Origin of the sequence: Ruminiclostridium herbifermentans (assembly GCF_005473905.2) — a bacterium.
Classification (GTDB): domain Bacteria; phylum Bacillota; class Clostridia; order Acetivibrionales; family DSM-1351; genus Ruminiclostridium; species Ruminiclostridium herbifermentans.
In genome coordinates, this window is sequence record NZ_CP061336.1 from 3,826,010 (window position 1) to 3,846,491 (window position 20,482).

The 20,482-nt window shown below is 30.9% G+C and carries 18 protein-coding genes; all 18 read right to left on the reverse strand.

What is annotated here, in order from left to right:
- Nucleotides 1-24: 24 nt before the first annotated feature.
- Nucleotides 25-1,161, reverse strand: coding sequence for a U32 family peptidase (locus EHE19_RS15320; RefSeq protein ID WP_137696980.1), 1,137 nt, complete (start codon nt 1,159-1,161; stop codon nt 25-27).
- Between the two features lie 60 nt (nt 1,162-1,221).
- Nucleotides 1,222-2,202: a BtrH N-terminal domain-containing protein gene (locus EHE19_RS15325; RefSeq protein WP_137696981.1), complete on the reverse strand. Its 981-nt coding sequence runs from the start codon at nt 2,200-2,202 to the stop codon at nt 1,222-1,224.
- Nucleotides 2,203-2,516: 314 nt separating this feature from the next.
- Entirely contained in the window at nt 2,517-4,991 is a 2,475-nt protein-coding gene (locus tag EHE19_RS15330; protein WP_137696982.1) for an AMP-binding protein, read from the reverse strand.
- Between the two features lie 108 nt (nt 4,992-5,099).
- Nucleotides 5,100-5,393, reverse strand: a complete 294-nt coding sequence (locus tag EHE19_RS15335; RefSeq protein WP_137696983.1) for an acyl carrier protein — start codon at nt 5,391-5,393, stop codon at nt 5,100-5,102.
- A 431-nt stretch (nt 5,394-5,824) separates the two neighbouring features.
- Entirely contained in the window at nt 5,825-6,124 is a 300-nt protein-coding gene (locus EHE19_RS15340) for a hypothetical protein (RefSeq protein WP_137696984.1), read from the reverse strand.
- A 106-nt stretch (nt 6,125-6,230) separates the two neighbouring features.
- Nucleotides 6,231-6,821, reverse strand: a complete 591-nt coding sequence (locus tag EHE19_RS15345) for a DNA-3-methyladenine glycosylase I (protein ID WP_137696985.1) — start codon at nt 6,819-6,821, stop codon at nt 6,231-6,233.
- A 262-nt stretch (nt 6,822-7,083) separates the two neighbouring features.
- Complete coding sequence (locus tag EHE19_RS15350) at nt 7,084-8,604, reverse strand: B12-binding domain-containing radical SAM protein (protein ID WP_137696986.1); 1,521 nt, start codon at nt 8,602-8,604, stop codon at nt 7,084-7,086.
- Between the two features lie 57 nt (nt 8,605-8,661).
- The gene (locus tag EHE19_RS15355; protein WP_137696987.1) at nt 8,662-10,107 is read right to left on the reverse strand and encodes a B12-binding domain-containing radical SAM protein; all 1,446 of its coding nucleotides are present in this window, start codon (nt 10,105-10,107) and stop codon (nt 8,662-8,664) included.
- Nucleotides 10,108-10,312: 205 nt separating this feature from the next.
- Nucleotides 10,313-10,861, reverse strand: coding sequence for an antiterminator LoaP (gene loaP, locus EHE19_RS15360; protein WP_137696988.1), 549 nt, complete (start codon nt 10,859-10,861; stop codon nt 10,313-10,315).
- A gap of 410 nt (nt 10,862-11,271) precedes the next feature.
- The gene (locus EHE19_RS15365; protein WP_137696989.1) at nt 11,272-11,766 is read right to left on the reverse strand and encodes a LytTR family DNA-binding domain-containing protein; all 495 of its coding nucleotides are present in this window, start codon (nt 11,764-11,766) and stop codon (nt 11,272-11,274) included.
- A gap of 76 nt (nt 11,767-11,842) precedes the next feature.
- Complete coding sequence (locus tag EHE19_RS15370; protein ID WP_137696990.1) at nt 11,843-12,343, reverse strand: DUF6431 domain-containing protein; 501 nt, start codon at nt 12,341-12,343, stop codon at nt 11,843-11,845.
- A 765-nt stretch (nt 12,344-13,108) separates the two neighbouring features.
- Entirely contained in the window at nt 13,109-14,137 is a 1,029-nt protein-coding gene (locus EHE19_RS15375; protein WP_171003536.1) for an electron transfer flavoprotein subunit alpha/FixB family protein, read from the reverse strand.
- A gap of 35 nt (nt 14,138-14,172) precedes the next feature.
- On the reverse strand, nt 14,173-14,910 hold the full coding sequence (locus EHE19_RS15380) for an electron transfer flavoprotein subunit beta/FixA family protein (protein ID WP_137696992.1): 738 nt from the start codon (nt 14,908-14,910) through the stop codon (nt 14,173-14,175).
- 24 nt (nt 14,911-14,934) lie between these two features.
- A complete protein-coding gene (locus tag EHE19_RS15385; RefSeq protein ID WP_137696993.1) occupies nt 14,935-16,629 on the reverse strand; it encodes a thiamine pyrophosphate-binding protein in 1,695 nt (564 codons plus the stop codon).
- A gap of 2 nt (nt 16,630-16,631) precedes the next feature.
- Nucleotides 16,632-17,252, reverse strand: coding sequence for a cupin domain-containing protein (locus EHE19_RS15390; protein ID WP_137696994.1), 621 nt, complete (start codon nt 17,250-17,252; stop codon nt 16,632-16,634).
- Nucleotides 17,253-17,268: 16 nt separating this feature from the next.
- Entirely contained in the window at nt 17,269-18,375 is a 1,107-nt protein-coding gene (locus EHE19_RS15395; protein ID WP_137696995.1) for an acyl-CoA dehydrogenase family protein, read from the reverse strand.
- Between the two features lie 14 nt (nt 18,376-18,389).
- Nucleotides 18,390-19,028 carry a type 2 periplasmic-binding domain-containing protein gene (locus tag EHE19_RS15400; protein ID WP_137696996.1) on the reverse strand — a complete coding sequence of 213 codons (639 nt, stop codon included), beginning with the start codon at nt 19,026-19,028 and terminating at the stop codon, nt 18,390-18,392.
- Between the two features lie 17 nt (nt 19,029-19,045).
- Nucleotides 19,046-20,476: a phenylacetate--CoA ligase family protein gene (locus tag EHE19_RS15405; protein WP_137696997.1), complete on the reverse strand. Its 1,431-nt coding sequence runs from the start codon at nt 20,474-20,476 to the stop codon at nt 19,046-19,048.
- Nucleotides 20,477-20,482: the final 6 nt, after the last annotated feature.

Consider the following 20,482-nt stretch of genomic DNA (forward strand, 5'->3'; position numbering starts at 1 on the left):
AAAAAAACATTATGTTTTTTATACTTATAGCCCTTCTTGTAATTCTACCGATTTCATTAGTTTTTTTGTGTATGGACCCGGTTCACAAATTAAATGTCCTCCGATAACCTGATACTCTCCGCAAATTTTATTTAATGTAAACTTACCTGTCTCGAACAACTTAATTGCCATTTCTTCACAATAGCCACATTCTTGACAGCTTTTATCGTAACAATTCATAGGATGGTGATCAAAAAAGTATTGCAATGACTTGTTATCAATTGAAAAAAGATGTTCACAGTTATTCTCAAAATTAGGAGGTGTCGTTCCAAGAATCTCCATAATGTTACCATCATAATTCCCACTAATATAAGATAAAAGGCACTTCTTCGTCCATTGAGGGTTTTTACTTCTTCCAGATATCTTGAAATTAGATATACCAAGTTTGCAGTAATAGTTTATATCCTCTGGGCGAACCCAGCAGGCCTTAAGAAATTCCTCAGGATGTAAAATTCTTTTAAGAATACAATTATTCATATACCAATCAATTGAGTTAGGCAATACATCTTTAGTTTGACTTTGATAATGAACATATCTAGTTTTACACTGATACAAACAAGTTTCTGTAAGCATTAATTCTAAATCAATGTTTCGCCCTTTGCAGTACTCTAACATCTCTTGTAAATGTCTAGGATTGCGGGGCGCATCGTTGCCTAATGCTACTCTATTGAATTTTAGACCCTCTAGTTTTCTTAAATCATTTACTGTCATTACATTATAAATTGTAGAAATTTTTACATCTACATGCGGATAATAAGAATTAACTATTTCTACCAACTCAGGTACTGCAATAGTTACATAGCAAACTTCCAAGTCTTCTATCACGTATTTAATGTATGCAAGCGTTTCTTTTAAAAAATCATGTTCTTGTAGCCTTTTACTATCAAATGCACCATTAAACAAATAGTTGAACCGTACTCCTTTCTCCTTCAGAGCAGTAATATGATTCTTCGCGTCCTGTATATTAATATTGGGAACCGCGTAAGGAGATCTTCCATGCCCGATTATGGAATGGGGTAGTGCTCCATAAACATCATGTAACTTATGCTTTTCATTGAATAGGCACACAATATCAAGCATCGCATCTGTGTCCCACTGCGTTGCAATAGAGTAGTTTATCAAGCTGCACGCCTCCTTATAATAAATGACCCGAGAATCGGGTCACTAGATTTTAATAAAATATTAAATTTGCAGAAATAAATCATAATATTCCTTTTCTTGTACATATATATCACACAATAAGTTTTTTAGATTATCATATAATACAGAAGTATTCTTCTTATTTGAACAATAAAACATATATAAGTCTCTTCTAAAAGTTTTCCAACACTTCAGAGTTTTGTCATTTAATTCGTTTAGTTCTTTATATGGAGGTTCAAATAACAATGCTAATTTGTGCTTTTCTACAAGCTTAAAATTCGCTATATCGTTTAATTGTAGAATTACATTATCTATATTATCCACTAAGCTTTTAACATTGAAAACTTCTATATAGGTATTAAATTCACAAAGTCCTTGATAAATCTTTTGATGATAAGTCTTCTTTATATCAATTGCATATTTTTTAAGCGCGAGTAGGTCTACATTACTATTATTATTGAAACTATATGAAGATAGACAGTAAAAGAAATCTTCTGCTTCACATGTATCATATGACTTGAGTCCAAATTTAAGATCATCATAACTAATTTTAAAATCCGAATATGTTAAGGATTCATCATTAATCTGGTCTATAACATAATATACTTTTTCTTGTTCATCATAACCCTTTATCAGAAAAGGGTGAAGAACATGCTTCTTTTTATATGTATCATTACGATATGGCATATAATAACAATCGATTATAGCAATAACAGGGTGTGTGAGTGCTATTTCCTTATTTATAAATGTTAAATCTGGTTGCTTATCATAAATCCTTACTTCCAATCCAGCCTTAACTGCAAGATTTATAAGCATCTCTTTTTCGTTTGAAGATTCCAAAGCATCTATATAGTTAAATTCTAATTGATTTTTTTCAGATAAGTGGTAATAACCATCAGTATAGCCTAAAATATGAAGCAAATTAATTTTATAATACTCCAATATTGAAAAAAAAGAATTGTATAAGCAAGATTTATAGAAAAACTTATTAAATGGCATTAATCCCTCAATTACCTTCGACATCTATCCTAACTCCCTTACTTTTTTATAAATCCTAAGATTACAGCGTTTTTCTTTTTAGACACTCTATCATACGTGGTTATGAATGCTTAATTTGAATATGATTACCAATTTAATTATCAAGTTATTAAAAACTTTTATAAGCTGTATCCCAAGTATTATAATGCATTTTATTTTGCTCCATACTCATCCACAAATAGAGCACATCTTTTGCTGATTAACTCTTAAATAATACAAAATGAAATCACATGAACGTCTATATAAATATAGGGTTAAGATGCTTTATATACTAAATTTAATGGTAGTCATTACACGATTTATTTCAGTGAAGCTATATAAATAGATAGATCATAGGCAGTTTGATATTTAAATATAGCATCTGGATCTGGAACACTAACCCCTCTATTTTCTAATTCAGCTATAGCTTTTATTGCTTTTAGAGAATTACCACCAATTTCAAAAAAATTATCTGAAGACTTGATATTATCTAAACCTAAAGTATCTTTCCAAATAGATATAATAGTGCTAATGATATACTTTTGTGATTCAGTTATCTCTTTGTCATTAATCCGTCGAGTAACTTCTACTGACCTTTTCTTTATCTTATTAATATCAGGTTTTCCCGAAGAAGTAAGATATATATCATTAAATTGAAAAACCTTACTTGGAATCATGTAGGCAGGGAGTAGATTCATTAAGTGTTCATATATTGTGTCTAGATTCATTTCTGTTTCATTTTGGTCTAACATTATATATGCATGTAATTGTGCGTTGGATGCAGCTATTACAATAGCCTTTTTAATCTGTTTCATCATAGTTAAGGCATTTTCTATTTCAGATAAATCAATACGATAACCATTAATTTTAACAAGTCTATCTTTCCTATTTATAAATACAAGTTCTCCACTTTCAGTAAGATATCCAAAGTCGCCAGTTTTATAAATCATTTCATCCAGCTTTTGATGATATACGAATTTTTGAGCACTTAATTCACTGTCTTTGATATACCCATCTGCTAAACATATTCCTCCAATACATATTTCTCCGATAAAACCTGGAGGTAAATGTTTTTCTCTTTTATTAATTACAAATATGAAAGTATTGTCTATAGCTCTACCAATAATGTTCCTATCATCCTTACCCATTACTCTGTGGCTTGTTACCGCCATACAGCACTCACTTGGGCCATATTCGTTGTATAGTTTTATATCCGGATATAGCTTATTTAAGGTAGTCACGATTAATGAATCAATATGCCCTCCCCCCATTATTATCGATTTGAATCCACTAAATAATTTTGTATACCCACATGCAATAATATTCATTATGAAGGTAGGATTTGTACTCATATTAGTAACGTCATTCTTTATTAGTATTTTATTTAGTTTATCAAAATCCGCCCTTTCGTTCTTGTCTAAGCACACCAATGTCGCTCCAGATAGTAAAGCAGAGTAAAAGCTAATCAAATATCCATCGAAAGAAGAAGGGGAAAGCATCTGCAGAATAGAATCTTCACTATTTATTGAGTATTCTCTGTTTCTCCATATAATGAAATTAATCAAGCTTTTACATTTTATACGAATTCCCTTAGGAGTCCCTGTTGTTCCAGAAGTATATACAACGTAAACATCATCACAACAATTATTATGAGGCAAGTTAGGCAGAAGAGCAGTGTCATCATTTTCCCTTTGTGTTTCAATAATATTGTATGCTTTCATATTTTGTTCATAGGCTTCTTCGTCAGTTAGCGAAAATACAACGTCGCAATCTGAACTCATTTTCTCAACTCTATTTAGAGGCAATTGAGAATCTATTATTAAGTGTACTGCTCCTACTTTAAGTATTGCAATCACAGCAATGGCAATATTTAATGGAGACTTGCAGATAATACCGATAACATCACCATTTTTAACATCTTTTTTTAATAACCATTTAGCTACTAGTTCTGACTTATTGTTTAACTCATCATATGTTATGTATGTGTCACGATAAACCAAAGCTTTTTTAGCAGGATAATTAATGCATATTTTAGAAAATAAGGAGTTAATAGACTCATTTTTAATAAAATTAATATTTCTCTCATTTTTTTGGATGGGTAGGCAATCAATGAATTCTATTTCACTTGCACTTATTCTTTGATTTTTTGCTACATATTCAAAAAAATAAATAAAGTGCTTCGCTATATCCATGATTGCTTTATCTTTATATAAACTTTCTTGGTAAGTGATTTTACATTCTAAATGTGAGTTTGTGTCGTTAAAATAGAATCCAATACTATAATAGCCTTTGAAATGATTGCTTCCTTGTAAATTATTTAGTGAAGCATAAATGTCAAATACCGGATTGTATGATTCTGTTATTTGAAATATATCTGCAATTGCAGCATTAGCATGCTCTAAAGCTTCCTTAAGCAATCTCTTTGTAGTTATTAAAGTATCTTCAAAAGACGACTCATATAGCTGATTATATTTAAGTACTAGGATATCATTAATTGCATCACATCCAAGCTTTATATCTGGGATAGGACAACCAATAGTGACGCATTCATCACCTGTAAAAGAATATAAAAGAAGCGTTAATACACTCACTAAATAAGCAAACTCATTCTTATATGAATTGCCACACAAGTCTTTCATTTTCTTATACGCAACATCAGTATTTTTAATAGTAAAAGTATATTCCTTTAATCTACTATTCAATTTGTTTCCTTCTAAGAAAGAATCAATCGTAGTAATTATATGATTATTTCCGATTTGATCTAGCCAGTAATTTTTATCTTCTGAAGTTCGCATAGTCACACCTCCTTTAAAACATTTGCTGCATCTGATTAATCATAATTCCTTCAAATAGTACCTACCATCATTTCTGCAAACAGAAGCACAGTGACAAACATATTATATCTAATTATTACTTTGTGATAGTGTTGAAGACTTATGCATTCTTTTTTCTATATAAGTACAAAGTTCACTGAATGATGAAAAATAATTATCCTCAAGAACTTCGTCTTCAAACTCAATATCAAATTCATTCTCTATAAGTACTGCTAACTTAATATAAGCAAGTGAATTCATTCCGAGCTGAGTAAAATTATCGTATGAATTCAAAAGTTGATTAGCATTTTCAATACCAATATCAACAGAAATTAATTTAATGACTTTATCTCTTATTTCCTTAATAACAATCGCTCCTCTCATTTATGTTTTATATTTATTGTAGATTATATAAACCCATAACATCAGCATTGCTTATAACTTATCTGTATCAACATCAATTTGTATATTAAGTATATCTTTAACAAACAACATAGAATCTTTTATGCAATAGCATCAACATGGTTCTGATTGTTCACACCATATTAATTCATAAGTCGCTTAACCGACGTATAATCAAACAATTTTTCAGTTCATTATGTATAATTGAATTTATCGATTGGCTTCCTAAAATGCATTCCAATATTACTTAAACGCATAAAAAGACATAACTAAAAAAGAACCGATTTTCTCGCTTCTTTAATTTAGTAATTATTTTCTTAACTTTTGAAGATTAAAGATTATATTCGTTGTGTTTACAACTCTACAAGTGCTATCTCACACAAGTAGCACACCTTGGTTATTTACTTGGCAAACTAGTAACTCTTTTCAACAGTAAAATGTGTAAGCGTACAGCTTTTCTCGTCTATAAAAGTCATATACTCATCAGCGGCAGCATTTTTTTCCCATGCTGCTGCAGCATTTTTTGCATCATCCATTGTCTCCCAAATAACTAAATCGGCCCACTTCTCCCCGTCAAAAATTAGCTTTCGAGAGATATATCCTTTTTGCTTAGCTATAAATTCAGTTTGAAGCTTATCTGATGCAAGTAGAAAATCTGAAACAGATACTCCATTTTGAAGTTTGAAAGGTGTAAACTCCACTACATTAGGCATATAAATAATTCCCCTTTATTTGATAAAGTTATTAATGATTTTTTATTACTACATTTATATTTAGAGGTTGATGTACTCTAATCTATACTGACAAATTAACAATTAATTATTCTTTGATATGATTACCCTTCATCATCTCCTCATAAACAAAACAAGATGTAGTGTGGTCATTAACCATCCCTGTAGCTTGCATAAACGCATAAACAGTGGTTGTGCCAAGGAATTTGAAACCCATTTTTTTTAAATCCTTACTTATCTTATCAGAGAGCGGAGTAGACGACGGCAAGTCCCCCATATTTTCTGGATGCCTTATAATTGGAGTATTATCTACATACCCCCATATCATTTTATCAAAACTCCCATATTTCTCCTGAATTAACAGAAAAGCTTTAGCATTATTTACAGCCGCGTTAATTTTCAAGCGATTTCTAATTATCTTTTCGTTCGCTAATAGTTCCTGAATCTTTGCTTCGTCGTAAAGAGCTACTTTTTTAGGATCAAACCCATCAAAAGCCTCCCTAAACGCCTCTCTTTTTTTTAGTACGGTTGACCAAGAAAGACCTGCCTGCATACTTTCTAAAGTAAGCATTTCAAACAACTTGCAATCATCATGTACTGGTCGTCCCCATTCATTGTCGTGATAATCTATGTAAATGTTTGTATCTCCTACCCAAGGGCATCTAGTTTTTTCATTCATAATGCTTTCCTCCATTGTCCATTATGCTAGACAGTATAGTTAATTATATAATATTTATTAATCAATATCTTACCATAATTAGTTCAACGCAAATAATTAGTCCAACTCCAATTATTATCTGCATATAATCTCCAAATTGGATTATATCATACCTTAGAGTGGAAGAAAAGGATATCTCTGCCCTCATATCACGTGGCAACAGTATAATTTCATTTTACATATCATTTTCTATATTCTAGGTCTAATCTATAAGTCGAAGACTTTAGACATTTGCGTTCGATATTCTATCTTTAATATCTTTTTTTGCGATTCGAGATTTCAGTCTATGCATCTTTTTAATATTTTCGTTTAAATTCTTTATAAATAAATCATAATTATTTCTACAAAACTCAATATCATTATCGATGTACAGTTTACCAAAATACCAATATATGATATCAAAATACTGCTGCTCTAAAATGTCATATTCTTCTCTAAAGCCTATTAAGCTTTTATTATATCGGAGTACACCATAATAATACACCGAAAACTGAGCCCAGCCATCATCGAATGTGTTAAACATTTCATTACTAGTAAACTTTTCATTTAGGAAGTTTACAATGGATGTTAGCCTTTCTGAATCTTCTGATATGTATTTATATTTGTCTAAATTCAAATAATTGTAATCTTCTCCAAGTGCATTTTGTTTTTTTGCCAAGTTATATAATGAACTGCCTTTATATATTTCCAGAAATGCTTTTATATAATGCCTGAGTTCATGTACTTTCGATTTAATAAGAAATTGGAAATTTTCTTTTATAGTATTTAATGTTGAAAATGGATTAAAGCATATAAATCCAATAGTCGGATATATAAAATGATCATTCAGCAACTTCATGGAGAGATAATTATCATTAACACAGTTTGTCTTGTTATACAGAGTTAAATCTTGTTCATTGGCTGCTTCTACTCCTAAGAATACAGTATCAAATCCTGCCTTATACATAATATCAAGAAGTGCATTATCGCTTTCGGTATCTTTGAAAGTCGTGGCTTTAGCATAACAATAAAAGTGAAGATTTCTCTTTAACTCAATGATTTTTTCACATAACTCGTATATTCTCTGTTTTGCAAACTGATCACCTGGGTCAAAAAGGTCATCGTCAACAAAGAAGAAATATGAAGTATTATATAAGTCATTAAGCCTGACAATCTCAGAAACAATTTTATCAATTTCTCTGTATTCAATATGACTAGATCTTCTCTCGGTACAAAACGTACAGTGTCCCGTGCAAATATTATTCTTTGTAAGCATACAGTGTATATTACCATCACCATTTTTTGAATAATAGTAATCTTCAGCGAATTCCCAGTCAATTTTATTATTTCTATACAGCTTATGACTAGCCGATGTATTTCCTGGTGTGTATATATAAGGATACCCGCTTAATGGCTTACCTGACAAAAGATATTCCATGGGAATCTCACCATCACCTAGTATTATATAATCAACAAATGAGCAATTCTCAGCAATCTCTTCAAAATATATAGAAGCAAATGGTCCTCCAAAGATTATTTTTGCAGCTTTGTCATGATATTTAATCCTCTCCGCAATGCGCATTGCCTGAATTAAATTTTCTTGATTTATTGAGAAGCCATAATGAGTGTATTCATGAAAAGCATGTGAAAATATATAATCATCGCTTTGGTCGCTATCGAAAAAAAGCAAGTCGGTTTGTATACCTTGACGACGCAGATAACCTGCTAGTTGAGAAACTCCAAGATTAAAATAGTTCTTTTGCATAATAGATATTAATACAATTCTTTGATTATCCGTATTTAATTCACCTCCAAAATTTGATTACTTAAAGTAATTCAATATATCTTCGTCAACAATTATATCTTTATATTTTATTTCGTTTAGTTTTTCTTCTATCTCCTTTAGCTCATTAGCAGTAAATCCAGCATTTAGCAATTGATAGAAATAGGTAGTATCCATATTGCGCATAGTAGATGATTTAATTATTTTTGGCAGTTGAGCAGCAAGCTTTATAGCTAATTCTGAATTCATAGTTTTATGAGACCAATTATACATTGAACCCTTTAGTTCATATTTTTCAGCTTGATTTGCAATAGATGTTGAATGATCGTATATCCAAGGTTGTATAAAATAATAGTCAGGACGTATGTTATTAATAAAGTTAACAGTATCTTTAACTGTAGATAGTGTTTCTCCAGGAAATCCAATAAAAAAGAGACCTGTTGTCATTATATTGTATTTTTTAAGAAGACTATGTCCTCTAATATAATCTTGGATCTTGGCAGATTTATTCATAACATTTAGCATTTCTTGATTTCCAGACTCAAATCCTAAATGAACTGCCTGACAACCACTTTCCTTCATAAGTGATACTGCTTCTTCATCTAAATACTGGCATCGAGCAAAAGAATGCCATTTAAATTCAAATTTATTCCTTATCAACATCCTTAGCAGTTCTTTATACCGATTCATTGGAACATTAAATGTGGAGTCAGTAAAATTAATAATTTTTGTCTTTCCTATTCTTTTTAGCTGCTTAAGTTCATCCTCAACTTGAAGTATATCGAGTTGTCGATGTTTACCAGTATTTTGAGAGTAAATACAGAAATTACAACTAAACGGGCATGATACACTTGTTCTTATGGGGACATAAGTACCCAATTTATCCTCAAACAAACTCCAGTTTATATTATAGTTTTTGATATTATATTCATCGGATATTGCTTCTTTTGTATGATATTTATTTTTATCTTTATAGTAAATATTATCTATTTTATTTAAGTCACCACCCGATTTTAATGCTAGAATAATTTCACCAAGTGTGCTCTCGCCATAAAAGCTGTTTATATAGATATCTGCACCAATCTTTTTGAATAGAATTTTTCTCTCTAGTTCATCTAATTGTTTTATACGTGCAGCAATAAAATAACCACCTATTATAATTTTCACATTTGAATCAATATTACGTATGATTTTCACCATATTTCGAACACAATCTATATTTATGCAAAATGTCGTTGAAATAGCTATTGCTTTAAATTTATGTGATTGCATTTTTTTAATAAGTTCTTTTTGATCATCTTCGAATGAAACAATATATTGAAATGAAATGTTTAGCTTATCAAGAAGTGTTCCTAAATATGCTATTGCAAGATTAAATGGGTTCTCAATATTTAGTGGTTTTTGGGATACTGCAAGTATTCTACTTTTTTCTAACTCTAGATTATTACCTGTATACCCTATTAATAAGCAGTCTAGATTTTTCATTTCATTATCCCCTCTATATTATTATAGTAAATATTTTTCAATCAGCTTTTTAAAGTTTTGCACAGTAAAAATAGTTAAAAGCTAGTCCATAGGCATACATACGGAAAATTGGAGCATGTCTGGACTGTGACTTCATTTCAGCATTACTCACATAGGATAGCCCACTGAAAAATAAACCGTTTAATTTTTGATATATGAATTTTAGTTACTTATATGCCAACGAAATCTCTTGACTGCTTTTCTTAACAATTTCAATAGCAACATTTATTAACTTTGTATCACCCATCAAATCTATCTCAATCCAGGCTCGCCTTTTATGCCTATCCACCCTTTTTATTATACTCTCCTGTCCTATAAGAGGTCCGTCGGTTATATATATTTTATCCCCTTCTATAATAGCCTTTGATGATTCAATACAATAATTATCATTATATAGACTTAATAATTTTTTCCTTTCAGCTTCCCTAATAGCAATCTCTGAATCTGAATATTTCAATAAATGAACTATATCAAGTGAATTATGTATTAATGGACTTACTTTTTCTATAAATTCTTGGCTTGGTACTTCAGATTCAATAAAAACATAGCTAGGGAATAACGGAGATACTTCTTTTTTAACAATTCCTGATATTTTAATTATCTTCTCATGTAATGGTACAAATGGCCTAAACTTTTCAGAATCTAACCGCTTTTTAATCAACTGCTCTACTCTAAATTCTCGGCCTGTATGGACAAAAAGTACATACCAATACATATTCCACATCCCCTAAATATCATTTCTGCTAATTGCATAGCTTCGCCCGTTCACTTATTTTTATTAATAAGCTATGATAATCTTCACTGTATATTCCAAGTTTATTGTTAACGTGACACAGCAGCGATTAACAACAAAACATGTGCTTATCTTATATATTTAAGAACTTATTTCATAGGTCAAAATATCGTATGTTACTACGATTTCCTACCATGAATGTGGCTGATTTATTATAGCTAAATTATAACGATAAAATATTTCATAGAATACTTTTTCATTTCCTTTTTCAGTATTTTATGGTTACTATTCAATTATAAAGGTATAAAATTCATATAATTCAAAATTCATTCATATTAAGCATAATAAAAGTACTTTATTATGCTTTTATGTATATTAATATGAAGAACCAATTATATTCCTAAAAATTTACGAAACTCCTTGATGCGGCTTCTACTTACAGACACCTTATCCGTTAATCCTTCGAAAGTAATAAAGCATGTATTGTCGAAGAATGGCATTACCTCCTTTATTTTTTCCATGTTAACCAAATAGCTGTTATGACATCTAAAGAAAAACAAATTCTTAAGCTTTCCCTCCCAGTAATTTAAAGAATAGCTGCTCAGATATCTCTCTGTTTTTGTAACAACAGATACTTTTCTATCTTTAGCTGCTAAATAAAAAATGTCTGATGGGTCTAATATAACAAAGTTCTTTCCATATGATATTGACACTCTTCTAAAAGCATGGCATGGTTCACATTGTTTAATAGGATTAATTATACCCGCGACCTCTAATTCTTCATATTTTTCTAAAATATTAGAAAGCTTTTCCACTCCTAGGCTATCCTTGTTTATGATAATTGCTTCTATTTTCTTATTTGTCCTTACTTTTTTAATATCATTCATACTGTATACTCCTAAAATGTTATTTTTACTTAAGTCTACAACCTATCCAGTATAATGAAAATGCAGTACGGGTATGTCACCAAAGATTAAAATTTACTAATTGAGTAACAATTCTAGATAACCACTTGGGATATTTCTTAAGATATGTCATTAGATTTATGTTAACAAATATAATATATTTCTTTCCTAATCTTGATAAAATTGACACAAAATAATTTAGTATTCTAATAGATAAATATTCATACCATTTCTTCCAACGATAGAAAGTTGATTCTTCTGCTGCAACTGTACTGTTCTTCAAATCTGTAAGAACATTTTCTATATTACAACTTTCATAGCGCTTATACGGTATTAAAATATCAGGTAATTCGTGATGTATTCTTTTACAGTTACTGCACTTGAGTCTTCTAATAACTAAAGTAATTTTATCTCCATCTTTGTTAATGTATTTTCTCTTACGACTACCAACTACTCTGAGTCCGTATCCGCAGCTTGGACAAGATACATATTCTTTTCCTCTGACATAAAAGAGTTGAGCTGAAATTGGGTCTAGTTCATAGTTTGATAAAATAATCATAATCTAGATACACCATATTTTCTTTAGTGTAAGCAACAATTTTATTATACTAACGTACATTATTTATGTTTATATGTATAATATTGCTTATTTATGTATTATAACTTATTTTATCAATCTACATAACAATTATGTATTTTATACCACGAATTGTGTAAATCGTACTTGTAATCTGTCATCTTAACCATGATGATTTGTATTCTGCATATTATCATATCCCCCTATTTATCTTGTTTTCCAATTTATATATTATCAATACAATAATATACAATACAAAAGCGAAAATTATTGCACCTGTGGCTAAATTCTAATAATTATTTCAATTCGTATCTGCTCATATTTAAGAATTTCATTATTTATTTCTGTGTGTCCATTAAATTTTTCAATGTTCATAAATGCCCATTAAAAATCAAATGCAACACCTATTTTTAATTACATTATAACTTTAAATAATATTTACACCCTATCATGATAGTAATGATATAAAAACAAAACTAGCTTGAAAACAATTCTATAGTCTTAATCCTAACAAATATTTTACGTTCTAAGCTTTTCTACAAGAATAAAAAATAAAGCTTAAAGCCAATTAGTATTATATACTAAAAGTCTCGAAGCTCATGTATGTTATCAAGCCATTTATGGTACCATTTACAAAAGCATAATTTCCTTTCCATTCTTCCTCACAATCTCAGTGTCATCATTTTATTCTATATACCCATAAATCTTGTTGAGATTATTGTCGTTATTGATGATATTGCCCGTTTGTCAACAGCAGAAATGCCCATATCTATTAGTTAGTTTTTTTATAATGCTTATTAAATTCTTAGCAACACTTTCATTATCTCCAACAATACCATAAGTTGCATAATTAAATATTCCCGCATTTTTATCATTATTAACTGCTATTATAGTGTTGCAATTCAGTATCCCAGAAACATGCTGAAGCGCTCCAGATATTCCGAAAGCCAAATATACATTACAGTTCAGGCTTATCCCAGTTTGTCCGATTAAATTGTTTTTATCAGCCCAATCGTTTTCCGATGCAGGCCTCGTAAATCCTATTTCAGCATTTAGCAGTTTTGCAAGTTCCTTTATAATAAGATATACCTTCTTCTCTTTTACACCTCTTCCAATACCTATAACTATACTTGATTTTTCTATAGAATTACAATTTAGGTTTTCTGTATTCAAAACATCAATAATCCTTAGTAAAGACTTATCAGTTCCTTCTCTTCTTAACCTGATAATATCGCCAATTCTTTTTTCATCCCTTTTTTGTTCTTTTGCTATGCCCCTTTTAACAGTTGCCATCTGAGGTCTTGTATTCTGACATTTAATTTCTGCATATAGGTTTCCTTCGAAAGCAGGTCTCTTTTGAATTAGTATTTTTACATCGTTACTATCCATTTTTAAATCCGTACAATCGGCTGTAAGGCCAGTCTTCAAATTATAAGAAATCTGAGGTGCAATTGATTTTCCCAATAAACTTCCGGTAAATAAAAAAACATTAGGCCTATAATCCTTGCAGAAATCCGTTAACATATCTACAAGTAGATCTTCTTGAAACAAACTCAAGTTATTCTCAAGAACATATACGATGTCACTACCATATTTAATTAAACTGTGTGCATCCTCATCTTTAAGGTTATTGTGTATAACAACTGCACATAGTCGTTCTTTAGACGCTATTGCCAATTCTTTTCCAACACTTAGAAGCCTATATGTATCTTCATTTATCACGCCATTATGGTATTCTATAAATACAAAAACATCCTTATAATTATTTAAACTCATACTTAACCTCTCTGACATAAATTATGTTAATTTGCCTATTTAAGTATTTCTATGATTTCTCTTTCAGTAATGAATTGGCATTTAGATGAATAAACTGGTTTATATGTAGCCACAACTTGTGTTGGAGAACCATATAACCCTATGCTATCTATTTCAAGACTTAAATCCTTATTATTCCATACTTTGGGTTCATAGTCCTTATATTTTACCAATTCCCTCAATGATATGTACTTAGGTTCACAAATATCTTTTTTAACAGTAATAACCACTGGAAGTTGAGCCTCCAGTACAACATCTCCATAATCTGATTTTTTGATAACTGTTATATTTTTACTACTTATATCCTTAATCATTTTAACATATGGAATATATGGAAGATTGAGACTTGCAGCAATAGAACCTCCTACCTGGCCAGTCTCACCATCTAAAGTTTTTTCTCCGCAAATTATTAAATCATATATCAAGTTTTTGTTTAAAGCATGAGATATTATTTTAGCTGTAGCATAAGTATCTGAACCAGCAAAAGCATTGTCACTAAGCAGTATTACCTCATCAACTCCCAGATATTTTGCCTTTTTTAATACATTCTTAGCTGCCAATGGTGCCATTGAGATCACAGTAACTCTGCCACCATGCTTTTCCTTTAAATTAAGTGCTGTATGAACTGCCTTAATATCGTAAGGATTAATAAATATACCTGGTAACTTATATAGGCTTTGAGAACTCATTTGCCTATTATTAACCACTGCTTTTACACATACCACAATATTCATTTTAACCCAACCCTCAACTATATTTTATTTCATAGACCTCAATACTTCATTAAACCATTTAAGTCCCGGACTATAAGAGTTCTTATCGACCATAGCATTTATACATACAGTCTTCTCTAGCTTCATAGCCTTATTAAGTATTTCCAGCATATCTTCTTGTTTTTCCAGCAAAAATCCATGTCCACCTAAAGCTTCCGTCACCTTGTCATAATATACCATCCCAATATCAGCAGCATATACATCATTATACAAAACTTCTTGAGTTGTTTTGCACAATCCCCATGCAGCATCATTATGTATTACAATAGTTATTGGTATTTCATATTTAATCGAAGTATCTATTTCCATCATATTAAATCCTATTGAACCATCGCCTGTATATAAAAGTACTCTCTTTTCAGGTGCTGCTACTTTTGCACCTAATGCTAAAGGAAGTCCGCATCCCATAGACCCATGTGTACCATCAGGTGCTATTATTATCTGTCCTATTTCCGTTGCTTTAAAGAGTAGACTACCCCAGAACATAGCATTAGATCCATCTAATACTATTATAGTATCTTTCTCTATTTCTGCCTGTATACCTTGTATTAGTTTCATAGGATTAATCAAGCTTGTCTCACTATAATTCTCTTTATACAGTTCTGTCCAGAACTTCTCTGTATTTTCGTCTAATACTTTAACCCACTGACTTTTGTTCATAGCTATATTTTTTTCTTTATAAGCATCTATTAACCCCTTTAAACATACATTAATACTTCCCACTATCTCTAAGAACTTTTTGCAATTAATATAGGTATACTTATCATTACTTTCTGTGATAAAAATGAATGTTTGGTTTTCATTAAACACTGGTTTATCAAAGCTTGACATCTGATAATCCTTATTGACACCAATACAAAGTATCGTATCAGCTTGTGAAAGTGCATAAATTTGCGGTCCTGCTTCAAGAACACGGCCTAAACCATAACAATAGCTTTTGTCATCTGATATCAATCCTCTAGCTTTATTTATTGTAAAAACAGGTATTTTTGCAATCTCGACAAATTCATTCAATAAAACCTCGGCTTTAGAATAGTATGCCTCGTCCCCAACCAAAACAATAGGTTTGTCTGCATTTGCTAAAACATCTACAACTTCAGCAAATGCTTCACTCGGAACATAATTTACTAAGTAATTTTCATAATTTCTAATACACTGAATGCTTTCCGGCGACTCAATCTCTCTTCTTAGTATGCTTATTGGTATTTCAAGTACCACAGGGCCACGCCTACCTTTGTATGCAACCTCAATTCCTCTTGCTATATACTCTTTTATTCTTTTTGTATCATGCACCGTTGCACACCATTTACAGTATTGTCTGACCATTGATAACTGATCCATGTCCTGAAGTGCACCTTTATCTTTTTGCTCAGTAACAACGCTACCTACTATAATCAGAATCGGTGTTTCAGCCATATATGCTTTAACTATACCGTTTATCGAGTTACTAAATCCTGGTCCGCCAGAAACCATAGCTATCCCGCACTGTCTTTTGATCTGTGCCCATCCGTCAGCCATATGTACAGCGGCCTGTTCGTGTCGTACACCGATAAATTTCAAACCATATTTTTTCATATGAACTAATATTGGTGATATTTGATTTCCAACTAGTCCAAATGCAACATCTATTCCTTGCTCTTTAATTGCCTGCACCAGTAGTTCTCCACCACTGAAAGTCATAATTAAGTCTCCCTCCTGCTTATTTGTATTATTAGCATCTCTTCATCTGGATTATTTATCCTCAAATCAAAATCTTCATTGGTACAGCCTTCAAGTTTATAAATTTTCATTGGGTAAAGATTTATTTCCTTTCCTGCATTCCATATAGCAATTTGTTTTTCTGTTACAAGAAAAAAATCAAAATTTGATGACTTATCTATTGTTATAGACGCAGCTTCTTCTTGGCTCATAACCCTGAACAACTTATGTTTGCCTAGAGTTACATCGTTTATCTTTATTTTTTTTCCAGAAATAATACTGCTTAATGGAGATATCTTTACTTTATCCTTATCAATGTACTTAAAATCTAATGCGAAAAAATCTTCATCTGAGTTGGCACTATGTTCTAAATTCTTATCAATTAGATAGGATGTGTTCTTCTCTATATCATATGATGTGTTTTCTACTATGAAGTTGAATTTACCCCAAAAACAAAATCCAAATTGCTCATGTTCATGTTTATGTGCATCCAACAGTACACCTTTATTTATTTTTGACAGTAATATTTCAAAATTTTCTTCCTTATAAAACGCTTGATAAAAACCTTCTTTAACAATTTTCTCATCTGAAACTTCCCTAATCATATAAGTTCACTCCTATCTATATAAATCTTGAGATAGACCACTTCATTACCTCTGAAACACCACCTAAAATAGTCATTATTCTTATATCCCTATAAAGCTTTTCAACTTTCACTCCTTTTACATACCCATATCCACCAAAATATTGCAGGCATTTATCGCATATCTCTTTTGCTTTTTCAGTAACAATTAGTTTTGATATTGAAGAATGCAGTATCTTACCCTCAACATTTTCGCTGTATATGTTTCCAGTGTAATATACCAATGTTTCCATCATCTCTAAATTTGCTTTTATTTCTGCTAAATCATATTTTACCGATTGCATTTCAAATAAAGGCTGCCCATTAATAATTCTGACTTTACTATATTCAACAGCTTCATTGAAGGCTCTTTGAGCAATCCCTAATGCAACGGCACTGTTACAGATTCTCATCAACTCCATACTTTTCAAAATTACTTCAAGACCTTTACCAATACCCAATAGGATATTATCTTTATGTACTTTAGCATCCTCTAGATAAATTTCTGAAACAGCCATAGACTCTAATCCCATAGTTTCTTCTGTCTTACCTATTACGATGCCATCGGTATTCTTTAAATCTACAATGAAGAATGTATTATTATTGTCAACTAGAGCATTAACAAGGGCATATTGGGCAGTACCTGCACATGTTATCATGTTTTTTATTCCATTTAATATATAATAATCACCATCTTTATGTGCAATAGTTTTTATTTCTTTTTCCGGTTCATTGACTGCAAGTGTACCTATATAATTTTCTCTTAAAGTATTACTTAAGAACAATTCCTTTTGTTCTTGAGTGCCAAGCAAATATATGGGATAGCAGAATCCGAAATTAATCGTTTCAAGTACATGCGCCAATGACGGATCTGAATATGCAATTCTGCTTATTATCAGCAAGGCGGAAACCGCATCCAATCCAACACCGCCAAACTCTTCTGACACCATAAGTCCTTTATATCCAAGGCTTCCAAGCTGTTCCAAAACTTCATATAAAAATGTTTTTTTATTTATATCATTACTGTTCTGCTTTTCTATGACATTCAGAATAAAGTCATCTATCGATTCTTTTATCTCATTTTGAAAATCATTAAATAAATACATATAGCACCTCAATATTAATCAAGTTTATTATTTTTAAATATAACCCATAGAATTTTTGCACTATATCTGGGAGTGATGAACTTTATTCCTTTACCCTTATAAATTTCATAAGAAGATTCGTTGGTCACACCTATATCTGTTATTCCATTGGCTACAAATTCAGCAGCTTGAGCAGTAGAAAATGTTCTTACCAACTCGAGATTATAGTTTTCCTGTATATCCTTGCCTATAAAATTTACAATTTTCTCAACCGCTGGACAACTAGCTATTTTTACATCTATTGACTTTGAAAAAACATAATCATTTTTTGATATAATTCCATATTTGGGTGTTTCATAAATAAAACTTAAAACATTTGAAAAGTCCTTGCACCAGAAAAAATCCGTAATTCTTTCATAAGCTGCCGGAACTAGTGCATAATCTGTTTTATTACACCTCAGTTGTTCATAAACTTCATTAAAATTATCCTTCAGATCAATACTATAATTACAAGCACTGTTAACTTTAGATAATTCATCAACTAGGAATAATGCTGCACAATTACTGCTTGTCCCAACTGGCCCAAGAGTTACTATCTTTAAACTACTTTTATGTCTTAATTCAAATTTGAACTTTTCAAATTGCTCTATAAATGGAGACATAATCAATTCCATATGCCACCCCCGGAAGTTTATTTTGTTTTAATAACTTCTTTACTGATTATATCCTTTGCTGACATTCTTTCTAGATCATCATAAGCAGCCTTTTTTGTCCTTTTATCTATTATCCTTGCTGCTTTCCAACTGACCAATGAACCTGTGTATATAACGGGATTCAATTCATCTGAAAATGAAACTGTATTCTTAATATTGAAATACTCATTGAATCTTTTCTCAATCTCTTGTAATATACCAGAGTTTTCATATTCTCTTTCAAGCATTTCTATTTTTATTTCAACATGATCTAATCCATCAGGATTATCAATAATCATCTGGTAGCCTAAACAGTTGGCTATATTAGTCATTATTGCCTTTTCAATATCAGATGCTTTGTACTCAACTCCACCAAGCAAAATCCTGTCCTTAACTCTGCCCAATATTTCTATTTCTGGGGAAGGTATTGGTCCATTGGGATTGATGCCGATTTTAACAATATCTCCAGTTCTATATCTTATTAGTGGCTTCCCACCAGGATTAAGCATCGTAACTACTAATTCTCCTTCACCCTCCTGACCTATTACTTCTTCAGTCTCATAATTAATTACTTCATATATGTAGTTATGAGGGAAAATATTCATTTTCCCATTTTTATTGCATGTAGCCATTACCAATGCTTCTTGAGAACCATATAAGAAATTGAATACCTTAGCCCCCCATAACTTTTCTATATTATTAATCATAGGTTCAGTACACATTTCTCCTGTCAACATAAACATTTTGATATTAAAATCCTTTTTGATATCATATCCATGCACCTTAGCAGCCTTTAACAATGTCATGGATAATCCAGGAGTACACATAATTACCTGAATGTTTAATTTTTTTATCAGTTCCAGTGCCTTTTCAAAGCCTATTATAGGTGAATAAGGCCATGCTTTAACAGCGCATAGATCAAGATTATGGCATACATTACCCAAAGTATCTCCAAATGAATGAATTTCTGTTGGTCCATAAACTCCTACTACAGGTTTTTCATCGCCAAAAACACTTTCGAAAACCTGCTTGTACATAAGAGATATTGTAATATTACTAGACATAACATCTATCATACTTCTTGGACAAGGTGTAGCTTTCCCTGTTGTACCTGTTGTTTCATAGTAATAAGCATTTTTATGTATTGGCTGTGATAATATATCAATATCTGCATCCCTTAAAGTTTCTTTTGTTGTAAATGGGAGTTCCTTCATTGTTTGTAACGTATAACTACCGAATTTATTCTTATAGGCTTCTAAAGCATTCTTGTAGTATTTTGAATTATTGTACACATATTCTAGAATTTCATTAAGTTTCTGATTCTGATAGTTTTCCAATTCATTATCAACTAATTCTCCATCAAAAAACTTTTTAACTACCTTTTTGTAACTATTCAAGAATTTTTGATTTTCTTCATTAATAATATGCATAATCTA